Here is a 13,407-nt window from a genome sequence, read left to right as displayed (position 1 = left end):
GCGTCGCAATCCACGACCGACGAGACTCACGCGCCGCCCCCTTCTCTACGCAGCAGCTGGTTGCGCCGCTCCAATTGTTCCCGCCAGCGCGCATCGTCGCCTTGACGCTCGGCCTGCCGCAATTCAGCGGTGACCGTGCCCGCCAAGGCTCGCTGCGCGCGGCGTTCGATCCGTGCCACGCAGTCTTCGGCAGTCTTCATGCGATGCTCCATCGCCATCGACCCCTCACTCAGCGACGACGCCGTCAAGCGCTGCGCAATCGCGTGCGGCAACGCGTCGACCAGAGCGGCAGGGTCGTGTCCTTCGCGCCAGGCCCGCAGGATCGTTTGCCCGGCGTCGATGAGTTCCTGATGGCGGAACTTGTCGAGCACCGCCTGCTGCTCGACCCACTGCGCGACCTCACGATCCATCGCCATCGCCTCGATCAGCAACGTCTCCTCGGCGGGCAGTGCAACAACCTTGGCCGACGGGGTTGGACGATTGCTGGGCTGCGGTCGCGGCACTACCGCCGGCTTTCGCAACGCTTGCTCGGTCACGCCCAGTCGCTCCGCCGCTTGCCGTACCAGCAGGTCGTAGGTGAACGGATCCGTGACCAATGCGAGTACGCGCGCCACGTCCGCTGCCGCCCGCGCACGCGCCGGCAGCGGCGCCTGCGGGCCAGGATCCACGCGTGACAAGTAGAACTCGGCCAGTGGGCTCGCATCGCGCAGCAATTGTTGCGTCGCTTCGACGCCTTGCTTGCGCACGAACAGGTCCGGGTCCACTCCGCCCGGCAAGAACGCCCCCAATGCCCACACGCCGGCCTCCGCCGATATGCCGAAGGCGCGCTCCGCCGCCTTCTGACCCGCGGCATCGCCGTCGAAGAACGCGATTACGGTGCTGGTGAAGCGGCGCAACAAACGCAACTGCGCGACGGTGAGCGCCGTGCCGAGTGTCGCCACCGTGTGCGCGATCCCCGCTTGCACCAACGCCAATGCGTCGAGATAGCCCTCGACCAACACCACGCGATCGACATCGCGAATCGCCTGCCGGGCTTCAAACAGCCCGTACAATCCCTCGCCTTTGTGGAACAGCACCGATTCGGGAGAGTTGAGATACTTCGGCCCCTCGCCGTCGAGAATGCGGCCACCGAACGCAATCACCCGGCCGTCACCGTGACGGATCGGGAACATCAGGCGGCCGCGGAAGCGATCGTAGATGCGGCCGTCGTTCGCACGACCGAGCAGTCCGAGTTCGATTGCCAGCGCGGTGTCGAGGTGCTTGCTGGCGATCGCGCGCGCCAACGCGCTCCCGGTGGCCGGCGCGAAGCCAAGACCGAAGCGCTCGGCAATCGCCGGCGCCACACCCCGAGTCGTCAAATAGCGGCGCGTCCGCTCGCCGTCTGGGCTCACCAACATCTGACGGAAGAAGTCAGCGGCAAAGGTGTTGATCGCCACCAATCGTTCGCGCCGCTGAGCGCCGGGATCGCTGTCGCGCCGCTCCGGCAGCGCCACGCCCGCACGCCGCGCTAGGTTCGCCACCGCTCCGGGAAAATCTTCCCGCTCCATCTTCATCACGAAGGTGAAGACCGTGCCGCCGACGCCGCAGCCGAAGCAGTGGAACAACCCGCGCTCTTCGTTCACCGTGAACGATGGCGTCTTCTCATTGTGGAAGGGACACAAGCCGAGATGGTTCCGCCCGGCCTTCTTCAGCGCGACATAGCTGGAGACGACCTCGACGATACTCACCCGGTCGCGGATTGCCTGGATTGTATCGTCGGGGATCTTCCCAGCCATAGACGGCTCACGTCGGATTGGTGCTAGTCGCGGGAGCCACGCCCAGACCCACTTGCATCACGCTGCCCGCCACGCCGATCAGCGGCGGCCCCAAGCGCGACTCCATGATGCGGGCATCGATGCTCGGCGCCAGCGGAAACAAATGCACGAACAGGAGAACGAACGCGAGCAGCACGGCTCCTTTGCCGGCGCCGATCGCAACTCCCGCGAGACTACTTACCAGCCCGCCCCCGGCCACACGATCGAGCACCACACCGACAATGGTGATCACGCCATGTGTCACCACGAAGATGGCAACAAACGCCGTCGCTTCGCGCACCACCGGCTGCGTCACGTAGTGCTCCAACACCTCCGCACCGCTGGCGGCAAACTCCAACGCCGCGAACAGACCGCCGAAGAGCGCGAGCAAGCCGAAGCTCTCGCGAAACACTCCGCGCCAGAATCCACGCAACGCGAACAACGCCACGACGGCTGCCAGGGCTAGATCAAGAGTATTCATCAAGAAGTGCGATTCGCAGCGACAGTGTCGCGGCAAATGATGCTCGGTTTCTTCACGGTTTCACTGCGGCACTCTAGAGCCTTTCGCCAGGGTGTCAAGCGGGTTCCTCCCCTCGCACACGCGCGACGCGATCGGGGAAGTCGCTGATGATCCCATCGACTCCATCGGCCGCCACGCGGCGGATTTCGGCGTCCTCGTTGACCGTCCACGTATGCACGCGCAAGCCGTGGGCGTGGGCGTGGCGCACGACATCACCCGTGACCAGCGGCGCATACGGATGCAAGGAGGTGGCGCGCAATTCGGCCGCCGCCACCCACGCCGGCTCCAGGTCGAGGTGATGCCAGAGCACGCCGATCGGCACCGCCGGCATCATGCGTCGTACGGCCGCCAGCGCACCCAGCTCGAAGCTCGATACCACCGTGGACGCGAGCGCGTCCGCCTGGCGCAGCACCGCTGCCAACTCACGCGCGGTCGCCTCCCAATCGGGCTCGGGACTCTTGATCTCGACGTTCAGCGTCGCCCGACCGGCGAGCAATGCGAACACTTCCGTCAGCGTCAGCAGCGGCTCTCCCCGAAACGCCTCGCCGAACCAGCCGCCGGTTTCCAGCGCCTTCAATGCGGTCAACGTCTGCTCGCGTACCGGGCCGTTGGCCGCCGTCGTCCTGTCGAGCGTGCGATCGTGAATCACCACCAGTTCGCCGTCGCGCGAGAGCTGAACGTCGAGCTCGATCATGTCGACGCCGATGGCGAGCGCGCGCTCGAATGAGGGACGCGTGTGCTCCGGCGCGAGCCCGGCAGCACCGCGGTGACCGATGACGAGGAATGACATGGTGAGATCGCCTATAGCCTATGGCAGATCGCTCGTCGCGCTATCCATTCTCTGTCCATCCGCGATATGCGATCAGCGATATGCCATTTCTGCGACCATATGCCATAAGCGACTGGCGATAAGCGATAGCCTACGTGACGAAGATGCCAACCGCCTGGACAGAAACCACCGTCGCGGTCGCCAGCCCGCACGCCGAATCTGTCGCTAGCTTCCTCCTCGATCTTGGTTCCCCCGGTTTGGTCAGCGACGAAGCCGAGAGCGCCGGCGAACCACAGGTGACGCTCACCGCCTACCTCGCCCTCGAAGCCACGGACCAACTCGCTGCGCTGCGAGCGTTCTGCGATCAGTTGGCGATCATGGACCCAGCGCTTCCTCCCGCGCGCATCGCCACACGCGTGCTGCAGCGAGAAGACTGGGCGCACAACTGGATGGAGCACTTCCCGCCACTGACGATCGGCGAGCGGCTCTCGGTAATCCCGCCGTGGATCAGCGACGTACCCGCGGGGCGCATCGCCATCGTGATCGATCCGGGGCTCGCGTTCGGCACCGGGCACCACGCGACGACGCAAGGCTGCCTCGAATTGATCGAGCAACACGCCTCCGGCCGCTCGCTCGAATGCGCGCTCGATGTCGGCACCGGCTCCGGCATTCTCGCCATCGCTCTCGCCAAGTTCGGCGTCGCCCACGTCGCCGCGGTCGACATCGATCCGGAAGCCTGCCGCGCTGCGTGCGAGAACTGCGCACGCAACAGTGTCAGCCACAGCGTGAGCGTGAGTGAGCACCTGCCGGCCGCCGGCGAACGCTTCGATGTGATCGTCGCCAATCTCCTCAGCTCGCTGTTGATCGATCTCGCACCGAACTTGAGGGCGCGACTCGCCCCCACCGCACACCTGATCGCCTCAGGCATTCTGTTGAGCGAGGCCGAGGCCGTGCGTGCGGCCTTTGCCGCCGTGGGCTTGGTGGAGCACGACCGCACCAGCACCGGCGAATGGGTCACGCTCGATCTGGCGGCGATCTCGTGAGCAGCCCGCGCACGCCGCCAAGGTTCTTCGTTCCCGACAGCGCCATAGTTGGCGAGCGCGCCGTGCTCTCGGGCGACGAACGTCATCACCTGCGCGTGCGCCGCGTTCGTCCCGGCGCGCAAGTCGAGCTATTCGACAATCGCGGCCGAGTGTTCGACGCCGTGGTCGAGTCGTTGAATCAGGACCGTGTCGAATTGCGCGTGACCGAACGGCGGAGTCGCGCGCGCGAGTCGTCGCTCGATCTCACCCTCGCGGTCGCGCTGTTGAAGGCCGACAAGCTCGACCTCGTGATCGAGAAGGCCACCGAGCTCGGTGTTCGCCGTATCGTGTTGTTCACCTGTGAGCGCACGCTCGGCGGCAGCAGCGCGGCACGCATTGAGCGCTGGCGGCGCATTGCAGTGAGCGCCGCCAAGCAGTGCGGCCGCAGCGTCGTGCCCGCAATCGAAGGCCCCGAGCCGCTCGCTGCGCTCGCCACGCGCCGCGCCGACCTGCGGCTGGTGTGCTGGGAGGCCGCCGGCTCGTCGGAGGTGCGGCCATTGGCGGACATGCCGCCACTGGCCGCGACCGCGTCGTCAGTCCTGATCATCGTCGGCCCCGAGGGCGGCTTCGCCGAAGACGAAATCCACGCGCTGCGCGACGCCGGCGTACAAGTTGTGTCGCTCGGTCCACGCATCCTGCGTGGCGAAACCGCGGCGATCGTAGCCATCGCCATGGCCCAAGCCCGCTGGGGCGATGGCGCGCTCGTCGGCTCGTGATGCGGCGCGCAATGCTTGCCTGAAGGCTGCTCTCCTCATAGCATCAGCCCGTCATGCCGAGTTTGCGCTTCGCCTTCGTCATGGACCCGCTCGAGCGGGTCTTGCCGGACAAGGACACCACCTTCGTCTTCATGTTGGAGGCGCTCAAGCGTGGGCACGAGGTGTTCCATTGCGACGCGGCCGACATGTTCGTGCGCCACAGCACGCCGCACGCGCGCGTACGCCGCGCCACCGTGCAACGCGTGCCGGCCGATCAGCGCGCGACGGTGCGGCACTATCATTTATTCGAGGAACGCACCGAGGCGTTGCAGGACTTCGACGCGATCTTCATGCGCAAGGATCCGCCGTTCGATCTTGCGTACTTCTTCGCCACCCAGCTTTTGAGCCTCGTTGATGGGCGCCGCACCTTCGTGCTCAACCATCCGCGCGGTCTCCGCGAGGCCAACGAGAAGTTGTACGCGCTCAACTTCCCCAGCGTGATTCCCGAAACCTTCGTCAGCAGCGATGCGGTTCGCTTGAAGGAGTTCATGGCCGAGGTCGGCGGCGAGATGATCATCAAGCCGCTGACCGGCTGCGGCGGCTCCGGCGTATTCCATCTCCAACGCGGCGACCGCAATCTGAACTCGCTGCTCGAGACCGCCACCGCGAACGGATCGCAACTGATCATGGCGCAGCGCTACCTCGCCGCCGTGCGCGAGGGTGACAAGCGGTTGATCATGCTCAATGGCGAGCCGTTGGGCGCTACGCTCCGTGTCCCGCGCGAGGATGAACTGCGCGGCAACATCCACGTCGGCGGCACCTGCGTCCACAGCGAAGTGACCGCGCGCGACCGCGAGATCTGCGCCGCGCTGGCGCCGCGTATCCGCGCCGACGGACTCTACTTCGTCGGTCTCGACATCATCGGCGGCTATCTCACCGAAGTGAACGTGACCAGCCCGACGGGAGTGCAAGAGATCAACGCGCTCAACCACACCTGCCTCGAAGCCCAGGTGCTCGACTTCGTCGAGCAGCAAGTCTCGCGGCTGCGCTCCTAGCTACGCGTTCCACATTCCGCACTCCGCAATCGTCTTGACTGCCCCGGCAGCATTCAGTACACGAAGAGCCCTTCACGCAACCCGCACACGGGCAGGTAGCTCAGTCGGTAGAGCAAAGGACTGAAAATCCTTGTGTCGAGTGTTCGATTCACTCCCTGCCCATCTCCTCTGCCATTTGCCTTCATCCGGCTTCACCGAACGGATTCCGGTGGGTCCGTCATACCGGCGAAAGCCGGTATCCAGGCGGCGTGGGGTTCGATCCTGGATTCCGGCTTTCGCCGGAATGACGAGTGGAGAGATCGCTCCGATCTCTCGCAAAGTCCGTTCACCAGTTGGACGTAGCCTCGCCGAGCGACCGCTCACCCATCTGGAATGCCGGCGAAGCTGCTAGTCATCGGGCTCGATGGCGCCGACGCCACGCTGTTGCGGCAGTGGAGCGATGCGGGCGACTTGCCGGTGCTCCGCGCGCTGCGCACGCGCGGAGTCAGCGTCGCCCTCACCAGCCCACCCGGATTCGGCGACGACGCCACGTGGGCCTCGTTGTACACCGGCGTCTCACCGGCCAAGCACGGCCGCTACTTCTATTCACAGTTGCGGCCGGGAACCTACGAGCTGCAACCATTCGCTGATGCCGATCTCAAGCGGCCGCCATTGTGGGAGTCGCTCAGCCGTGCCGGGCGCCGCGTCGCCATCATCGATGTGCCCAAGTGTCCCCTCGCCGACGATCTCAACGGAATCCAACTCGTCGATTGGTCGGTGCATGGGCACGACCATGCTCATGTCGAAAGTTGGCCGCGGAGCCTGGCCGCGCAAGTCGTCGCGCAGTTTGGGGCTGAGCCGTCGAATGTCTGCAACCGCGATCTGGACGGAGCGGATGATGCGTTTCGCGATCACCTGCTCGCCGGCATTGACAAGAAAGCCGCGCTCGCTGCTCACTACCTCGATCACGATGATTGGGACCTCTTCCTGACGGTCTTCAAGGAGAGCCACTGCATCGGCCACCGCTGCTGGCATCTTCTGGATCCGGCGCATCCACAGCACGACGCGGCGGCCGCGGCTACGCTCGGTAACCCAATCAAGCAAATCTATATGGCGCTCGATGCTGCCGTCGGCCGGTTGCTTGAACGCGCCGGAGCGGAGACCACGGTGATCGTATTTTCCCCGCTCGGAATGTCCGCAAACTATACCGGCGAGCCGTTGCTCGACGAGATCTTGCTACGGCTCGACGGCGCGGACGCGGTGCGCACGCGGCAGCGCATCGCTCGCATCGAGTCGGTGTGGCAGCGCGTCCCGTTCAGCATCCGCCAGCGCGCTCACCACCGTCTCGATTGGGCGCGTCGTCGCGCACATTATGTCGCGACGCGCCGGCGTCGCTGCTTCGTGCTGCCGCACAACGAGATCAGCGGCGCCATTCGCATCAATCTCGTCGGCCGGGAACCCAACGGTGTGATTCATCCCGGAGCAGAGTACGACGCGCTTTGCACGGCATTGATTCGTGACCTGCGGGAGTTGGTGAATCTCGATACGGGGACACCACTGGTGCAGGACGTGATACGCACCCGCGAGATCTACCGCGGCGAGCATGCGGACCGGCTTCCCGACTTGCTCGTGGTGTGGCAGCGGACCGCACCGATTGCGTCGGCGGGGTCGCCGAAGATCGGAGAGATCCTGAAGCCGCATCCGTTCGGGCGTTCGGGAGACCACATCTATCGTTCGGGAAATCATATGCCCAATGGTTTTCTAGCCGCGAGCGGCCCTGGCATCGTGCCGGCAGAACTGGCGGTTCCGATGGCGGTAACCGATATCGCGCCAACCATCGCCGCGTTCCTCGGCGTTCGAGGCGGTGACTACGACGGCACCCCCATCGCCGCGATTACGCCAACCGACCGAATGCATGGTGAGTGACGAATGGCAGGACGATACGACGCGATCATCCTGATGGGCCCGCCGGGTTCGGGGAAATCCTTTCTCGGGAGATATCTGTCTCAGCAGGCAATCATGTCCTACGTCGAGCTCGAACCCATCCTCCGAAAGCGATTCGGCACTGGAGAGGAGTTCCGAGCGCAGATCCAGGAGGTGGGTGCTTTCTTGGTACGCTCCTACCGCGATCAGCTTGCGCGGTCGGTATTGCCCGTCGCCATCGAGTCCACTGGTGTCAGCGACCGTCCAATTGTCGAGCGGCTCATGCGCGACCATCGCGTCGCGATTGTTCGCGTGAAGGCGGATCGCGCTGTCTGCGTAGATCGCGTGGTCTCGCGACCCAGCGGAAAGAACATCAGCGAAACGGCAGACCGCGAAGTCGTCGGTCGGTTCTACGACCTGTGGCTTGAGAAGGTCGCTCCCACATTCAGCTTCGATCTCGAGGTCGACGGCACAGACGCAGAGGCGGCGGCGAATTCGATCCGAGCATTCCTAGACACCTGTCCTTGAGTCACTGATTCGGGTCAATCCTTGAATCCCTCCCCATGCGCCCACCAGGGCAGCCGCTTGCAAACCGCCACGGGATTTTTCTACAAGCTTCGTTAGCCTTGCGGGAGTCACAGGGAAAACTTGAGATGAACCAGCCTCATGAAATTTCAAGCGTTGCGCGTGGGTACATGAGGCAGTCCGGAACAGGGGCTCGCATCGCCGCTAAACCTAAAGCGCTGTGCCTCCTCGTGTTGGCTCCGCTCCTCGCCGGCTGTCCCGTCAACGCGAGACTGACAACCGGATACCGAACCACCGCCACGGCTCTGCGACCGGCGCCCATCGACGCGTCGCTCGCCGTGCAGAGATTCGATGACAAGCGCCCTCCACGGCTTTACAGCACTCAAGGACGCGCACTGATCGCCTTGGTGCCGCTCGTGCCCTACGTATCCTTGCCATTCGAGCGCATAGACGAGACTGCGAAGCTACAGAGCGAGGACGGGGCGCAGCCAACAGCACCCGACTTCGAACAGTACACATACCCAGCGAGCTTCGCGCGCACGATAGCCGACGACCTCGGAGCTTCCGGTCTCTTCAAGGCAGTCGTTTACACCGGCCAGAACGGTGCAGCCGGATATCGCTACGTGCTCGATGGCACCTTGCTTGAATCACCGTTGGTACACTCGAAGACTTGCTTCCTCCTTGGTCTCCCGACTTGTTATATCGACTTCCTGGGTGTGCCCTCCATCAAGACAACGGCACGGGTAAAGTTGCAACTCCGTCTTCAGGATACCGTGAGCGGCGTATCGATCTGGAATGAGACGATCGAGGGTCAGGCGTCCGAGATCTACAACGATGCGTATTCCTCACCTATTCTATACGGACCGTCGGTCTTTAGCTTCGTAACAACGATACCGCCCGCCGATTGGCCGGTAGACGATCGGTCGATCTTCGCGTTCCACTTCGAGGCGTTGCGCCGAGCGATGGTTGAGGCCAAACCAGACCTCGCCGCCGCGCTGACAGGCCGCTAGTGCGTCCCCCTGCAAGCTCGGGGTCACGCAAGCTTGGGGGTCAGCCCTCGAAACTGGAATTTAGGTGGACAGGCCCGATCCATCGCCCGTGAGGGTACGCCGACCTTGGGCCGCGCCTTGATCAGCGGCTTTTTCCGGCAGCAAGCAACGGAGGGATTCAGTGCCCGCGCGCATCGGGCTACTCGGCCGGTCCTTCTTCGCGACGCGCGTGACGCGTTTCCCTAGAGGGCTTGCATGTCGTGCCGTCTTGCGATGCCGCTGCGGCGGGGCTCGGTCGAAAAGCCGTGACCCCGACGAGCTTGCCGCGCGTGTCGTACTCGACCAGAATCGGGAACCGTTTCAAGACGCGCTTGCGCAATTCGAAGACGAACGCGCCGTACGGCGGACGCTCGCCGCGCTTGCGATGGCGCATCGTGAACTCCTTCTCCCTCGAAAGGGATCAAGTGTCCACGAAACCGGGGGAACTCCAATCCAGCACTCGATGCCGCCTTCCTGCACGCGCACGATGCGGTCGGCCGTGATGCAGACGTCGGGCTTGCTACCTTGGAACAAACGCGAGCGATACGAGTTGTGGACAGCGACGTTCAACGTGGTGCCGTGGAAGTCGATGGTGTTGTCGAGAACCCTCGCGGCCTTCTTGTTTGGAAACGTCTCGCCGGAATTCGGGGACCGCTTGCGCTCGATGATCTTTTTTCCGTCTCGCGACAACAATAACCAGCGCTCCGTCGCGCCCCGAATCGTCCCGCACAGTTTGCACGCGAGCTTGCCCTCGCGCGTCTTGCGCCAGCCCCCGACGTGCGTGCACCGCAACGCCAGGAACTCCCACAAAATACCGAGCTGCTGGTACACTTCGGCGAAGCGTTCCGCTTGCTGGCTGCGCTGGTTTAGCGATGGATGCCGCGACACGAAGCTCATGCTGCGGAAGAGACGCTTGAATTCGCGGGTGAGATCGGACTTGCCGGCTTTCACGCCGCCACCGTAGCACACCCTCGGCGGCCGGAGGGCATGCGTATTGTGCGATACCGTCGGATGCAGCTAGGATGCACCCATGAACGCAAGGGCAATCGTCGAGCAGATCAAGGCGCTCCCAAAGGACGAGCAAGCCGAAGTCTTCGAGATGGTCCATCGACTCGAGGACAGTGCGATTCCCGACTCCTTCTGGCAGGGCCTCGACGACATCCAGCACGGGCGTGTCGTGGACATAGAAGCCGCGCTCCGCGATCGTCCTCCGAAGTGAGCTACCAGTTTAAAGCGTCGGAGGACCTTCTGGCGCAATTTCTATCGACTGCGGCTGCTGAGTAGCCGGAGCACTGTTCCGGCGCTCAAGAAGTGGGGACGCTCCTTCCACATTTCTCTTGAGCAGCGGCACTGTCAGTCCGCGCGGGTCTCCGTCAGAGGCGATTCCTGGCGAGCGTATCGTCGAAGTCGCTCGGCAGATCTTCTTCAGCTTCGCCGAGCAACAAGGCTTGACGAGATGTCCCACATCTGAGACTCTCCGCCAGTGAAACCGGCGATCTTCCACCCGGCGGCTCGTGAAACGATCCGGGCATTTCCGACGGTGGTCAAGCGCCAGCTGGGGAAGGCGATCCTGGATCTACAGAAGGGACACCATTTGGGAATGCCGCTGTCGCGCCCGATGCCGGAGGTCGCTGTGGGCGTGGAAGAGTTGAGATTGCGCGACGAGGCTGGGATCTACCGCACCTTCTATTTCAAGAAATCGAAGCGCGGAATTCTGATCCCACACGCCTGCGTGAAGAAGACGCAGAAGACCCCGCAGCACGAGATCGCGCTCGCCAGAAAGCGGCTCAAGGAGATGTGGCATGAAGAACAGCAGATCGATCATCGCACGTGACGCTCGCCAGCTCGCCGCAGCGCTCGGATTGACACCCGCCGACGCCGTGGAGATGGAGGTGCGGAGTACCCTCAATGATAAGATCGTCGACGTCGTGCGGCGGCTCGCGCTCACGCACGCGCAGGTTGCCACATTGTGTGGGACTTCGCGCACGCGGATTACCGCCATCATGAACCGAAACACGCAGGACGTTTCGACCGATCTCCTGCTGCGCATTCTGGCACGGCTGGGATATCGGATCAGTTTTTCGAGAGCGGCGTAGACGACGGGCGCACCGACGATTCCACGGACAAGTGCGGCCCGCCCCCGGCACGGTCGTCCGTGCAGCTCCGCGTGGCGTCGCTGCACACGGATGGACTACTCGATCACCGCTGCGGGGCGAAACCGCAAGCCGCCCAAGTAGTCGGTGCCACCCCAGCTTCGGCCTGGCTGGCCTTCATTGACGAAGGCGAATGGAGCGCGGCCGCGATTCGTGTCTTCGCCGGTGAGCAGTGTGCATGTCCACGGTTGATCGCCTCGCTCCGCTACCTCGCGGCTGTCGGGCAACAGAGAGGCGCCGCGCGCCTTCAGTTCTCGGATCAGGGCCTCGTATGCGATCCAGGTCATGCCGGCGCATGTATCGACGGCGACGCCCTCGACTTCGATCGTCAGGTCTCCTGCGCGTCGCTGCGAAAGAATGTCGTCCCAGCAGCCCCGCTTCAGGCCGTTGCCGGCCGCTACGATCACAACCGGTCGCACTGCACCGTCCTCGCAAGTCACGGGGATGAGGCTCACGTCGATGGCGCGAAGGCCGAACTTCTCAACCATGGCGGCTTGCGCTGCTTGGGCGCGCGCCCGCGTTTCCGGCGATAGCTGAGCCAGAAACTCCTCGGCTGTTGTGACGGGTGCTGCCACGACGCTGTCGTCGGCGCTGGCACCCGACACGAGACCACGTCGCTGAAGGGCGGCGACCAGTTCCTTGGTCTCGATCGGAGTCAGCGCGTCGAGCAACTTTTCCGGGTTCATCTCAAGGATTCGACCTCCCAACGCGGGAGCGATCGGGACGGGCCTTACCGCACACGCGCCCGTGTCGCAAGAAACGCGCGATTGGCATGTAGCAGCCTGTTGAAGAAGCGCGACGCCCTTCGAGACGGCGCTTCGCGCCTCCTCAGGACGAGCGGGATAGTGCTGTGGCACAAGGGGAGCACCGCTCATGCTGAGGAGCGCCGACAGGCGCGTCTCGAAGCATGCGAGGTTTTTCAACGGGCTGGTAGGGCTGCCGGCGCCAGCCAGGTGAAATTGAAATTCCAGCTGGGCGGCTTTGCGTCTCGGCGTTGAGTTCAGCCGCGAGGCTCGACGGCTGACTTTGACCTTACCGGTGTTCGAACCGGTCTGAACCTACGCGGCAGCGCCGCTCACCCCATGGGCGCGCTCGAGCAAGTGGCGAATCCGCTCGATGAAATCCTCGCGCTTGAAGGGCTTCACGACATAGTCGTCGGCACCGATCTCCTTCGCTCGCGCAATGCTTTCCGTGGTCCCCAACGCGCTCAAGATCATCACCGGCATCGCCTTCGTGCGGGCCGCCCGCTTCAATCGCCGGCAGACTTCGAAGCCGTCGATGCCCGGCATTCCGAGATCGAGGATCACAATATCGGGTCGCTCCATTGCGACCAGCACGAGCGCTTCGGCGGCGTCCTTCGCGGCGATGACTGTCAGACCCAGCCCGGATCGTTCGATGGCGAAGCGGACGAACACGCGCAGATCGGGCTCGTCATCCACCACGAGCGCGCGGAAGCTGCGCGTTGGCGCGGGCGTCGGCGTGGGGACGCTGAGCTTGGGTACCTGCGCTTTCGGCAGCTCAGGTTTGGCGCCGCCGGCCAGCATGGTCATGGCGTCGTCGAGCACCATCGCGATCGCCGCGCGTGCGGCGCTCTGTGACAAGCGGCTCTGTGAGTTTGAATTCGGATTGGGTAGCCGGCGTCCGAGCGGGAGTTGCAGCGCCTCGCCGAGCAAGACCGCCAGGTCCTGCTGCGTGATGATCCCCTCACGCTCCAGCAGTTCGGCTATCGGCTGCGGCGTGTCGGTCGCCAATCGTTCGAGCCGGCTGGCATCGCGAGCCTCCAGCCCGCCCACACGCTGGAGGAACCGCAACAACGCCTGCATTCCCTCACGCTCGCTCGCTGTCATCTCATGGAACCTCCACGGAGTGTTGCGGTCCGCACATC

General features: G+C 64.1%; 15 protein-coding genes and 1 tRNA gene. 10 read left to right on the top strand and 6 right to left on the bottom strand.

The features are described 5' to 3' along the window. Nucleotides 1-26: 26 nt before the first annotated feature. From HYR72_26860 to HYR72_26850, 3 genes are all read right to left on the bottom strand, one after another. Complete coding sequence (locus HYR72_26860; GenBank protein ID MBI1818622.1) at nucleotides 27-1,775, bottom strand: DNA primase; 1,749 nt, start codon at nucleotides 1,773-1,775, stop codon at nucleotides 27-29. Nucleotides 1,776-1,782: 7 nt separating this feature from the next. Next, nucleotides 1,783-2,274: a CvpA family protein gene (locus HYR72_26855; GenBank protein ID MBI1818621.1), complete on the bottom strand. Its 492-nt coding sequence runs from the start codon at nucleotides 2,272-2,274 to the stop codon at nucleotides 1,783-1,785. 94 nt (nucleotides 2,275-2,368) lie between these two features. After that, a complete protein-coding gene (locus HYR72_26850) occupies nucleotides 2,369-3,103 on the bottom strand; it encodes a glycerophosphodiester phosphodiesterase (GenBank protein MBI1818620.1) in 735 nt (244 codons plus the stop codon). A 143-nt stretch (nucleotides 3,104-3,246) separates the two neighbouring features. On the opposite strand from HYR72_26850, the gene HYR72_26845 reads away from it, so the two are divergent. The 7 genes from HYR72_26845 to HYR72_26815 all read left to right on the top strand — a co-directional run bounded on the left by HYR72_26845 (nucleotide 3,247) and on the right by HYR72_26815 (nucleotide 9,351). Further along, nucleotides 3,247-4,125: a 50S ribosomal protein L11 methyltransferase gene (locus HYR72_26845; GenBank protein ID MBI1818619.1), complete on the top strand. Its 879-nt coding sequence runs from the start codon at nucleotides 3,247-3,249 to the stop codon at nucleotides 4,123-4,125. Beyond that, on the top strand, nucleotides 4,122-4,880 hold the full coding sequence (locus HYR72_26840; GenBank protein MBI1818618.1) for a 16S rRNA (uracil(1498)-N(3))-methyltransferase: 759 nt from the start codon (nucleotides 4,122-4,124) through the stop codon (nucleotides 4,878-4,880). Before HYR72_26845 ends, HYR72_26840 begins: the two co-directional genes overlap by 4 nt. Nucleotides 4,881-4,942: 62 nt before the next feature. Then, nucleotides 4,943-5,914 carry a glutathione synthase gene (gene gshB, locus HYR72_26835; protein MBI1818617.1) on the top strand — a complete coding sequence of 324 codons (972 nt, stop codon included), beginning with the start codon at nucleotides 4,943-4,945 and terminating at the stop codon, nucleotides 5,912-5,914. A gap of 89 nt (nucleotides 5,915-6,003) precedes the next feature. Next, nucleotides 6,004-6,076, top strand: a tRNA-Phe gene (locus HYR72_26830). A gap of 210 nt (nucleotides 6,077-6,286) precedes the next feature. After that, nucleotides 6,287-7,819, top strand: coding sequence for an alkaline phosphatase family protein (locus HYR72_26825; GenBank protein MBI1818616.1), 1,533 nt, complete (start codon nucleotides 6,287-6,289; stop codon nucleotides 7,817-7,819). A gap of 33 nt (nucleotides 7,820-7,852) precedes the next feature. Continuing rightward, the gene (locus HYR72_26820; GenBank protein MBI1818615.1) at nucleotides 7,853-8,344 is read left to right on the top strand and encodes a hypothetical protein; all 492 of its coding nucleotides are present in this window, start codon (nucleotides 7,853-7,855) and stop codon (nucleotides 8,342-8,344) included. Between the two features lie 125 nt (nucleotides 8,345-8,469). Continuing rightward, nucleotides 8,470-9,351, top strand: coding sequence for a hypothetical protein (locus HYR72_26815; GenBank protein MBI1818614.1), 882 nt, complete (start codon nucleotides 8,470-8,472; stop codon nucleotides 9,349-9,351). Between the two features lie 339 nt (nucleotides 9,352-9,690). Here the strand turns inward: HYR72_26815 and HYR72_26810 are convergent, their stop codons facing one another. Next, nucleotides 9,691-10,320, bottom strand: coding sequence for a hypothetical protein (locus tag HYR72_26810; protein MBI1818613.1), 630 nt, complete (start codon nucleotides 10,318-10,320; stop codon nucleotides 9,691-9,693). Nucleotides 10,321-10,399: 79 nt separating this feature from the next. Between HYR72_26810 and HYR72_26805 the strand changes: the two genes are divergently transcribed. The 3 genes from HYR72_26805 to HYR72_26795 all read left to right on the top strand — a co-directional run bounded on the left by HYR72_26805 (nucleotide 10,400) and on the right by HYR72_26795 (nucleotide 11,465). Further along, a complete protein-coding gene (locus HYR72_26805) occupies nucleotides 10,400-10,588 on the top strand; it encodes a hypothetical protein (protein ID MBI1818612.1) in 189 nt (62 codons plus the stop codon). 264 nt (nucleotides 10,589-10,852) lie between these two features. Next, a complete protein-coding gene (locus HYR72_26800) occupies nucleotides 10,853-11,203 on the top strand; it encodes a type II toxin-antitoxin system RelE/ParE family toxin (protein ID MBI1818611.1) in 351 nt (116 codons plus the stop codon). Further along, on the top strand, nucleotides 11,172-11,465 hold the full coding sequence (locus HYR72_26795) for an XRE family transcriptional regulator (GenBank protein ID MBI1818610.1): 294 nt from the start codon (nucleotides 11,172-11,174) through the stop codon (nucleotides 11,463-11,465). Before HYR72_26800 ends, HYR72_26795 begins: the two co-directional genes overlap by 32 nt. A 95-nt stretch (nucleotides 11,466-11,560) precedes the next feature. Here HYR72_26795 and HYR72_26790 read toward each other — a convergent pair whose 3' ends face one another. Together HYR72_26790 and HYR72_26785 are read right to left on the bottom strand one after the other, a co-directional pair. Continuing rightward, nucleotides 11,561-12,208, bottom strand: a complete 648-nt coding sequence (locus HYR72_26790) for a hypothetical protein (GenBank protein ID MBI1818609.1) — start codon at nucleotides 12,206-12,208, stop codon at nucleotides 11,561-11,563. A gap of 372 nt (nucleotides 12,209-12,580) precedes the next feature. Further along, nucleotides 12,581-13,369, bottom strand: coding sequence for a response regulator (locus HYR72_26785; protein ID MBI1818608.1), 789 nt, complete (start codon nucleotides 13,367-13,369; stop codon nucleotides 12,581-12,583). Between the last annotated feature and the right edge of the window lie 38 nt (nucleotides 13,370-13,407).

This window comes from Deltaproteobacteria bacterium (assembly GCA_016178705.1).
GTDB lineage: Bacteria > Desulfobacterota > Binatia > HRBIN30 > JACQVA1 > JACOST01.
The sequence above is the reverse complement of the archived record's forward strand: the minus strand, read 5'-3'. Positions and strand labels throughout refer to the sequence as shown.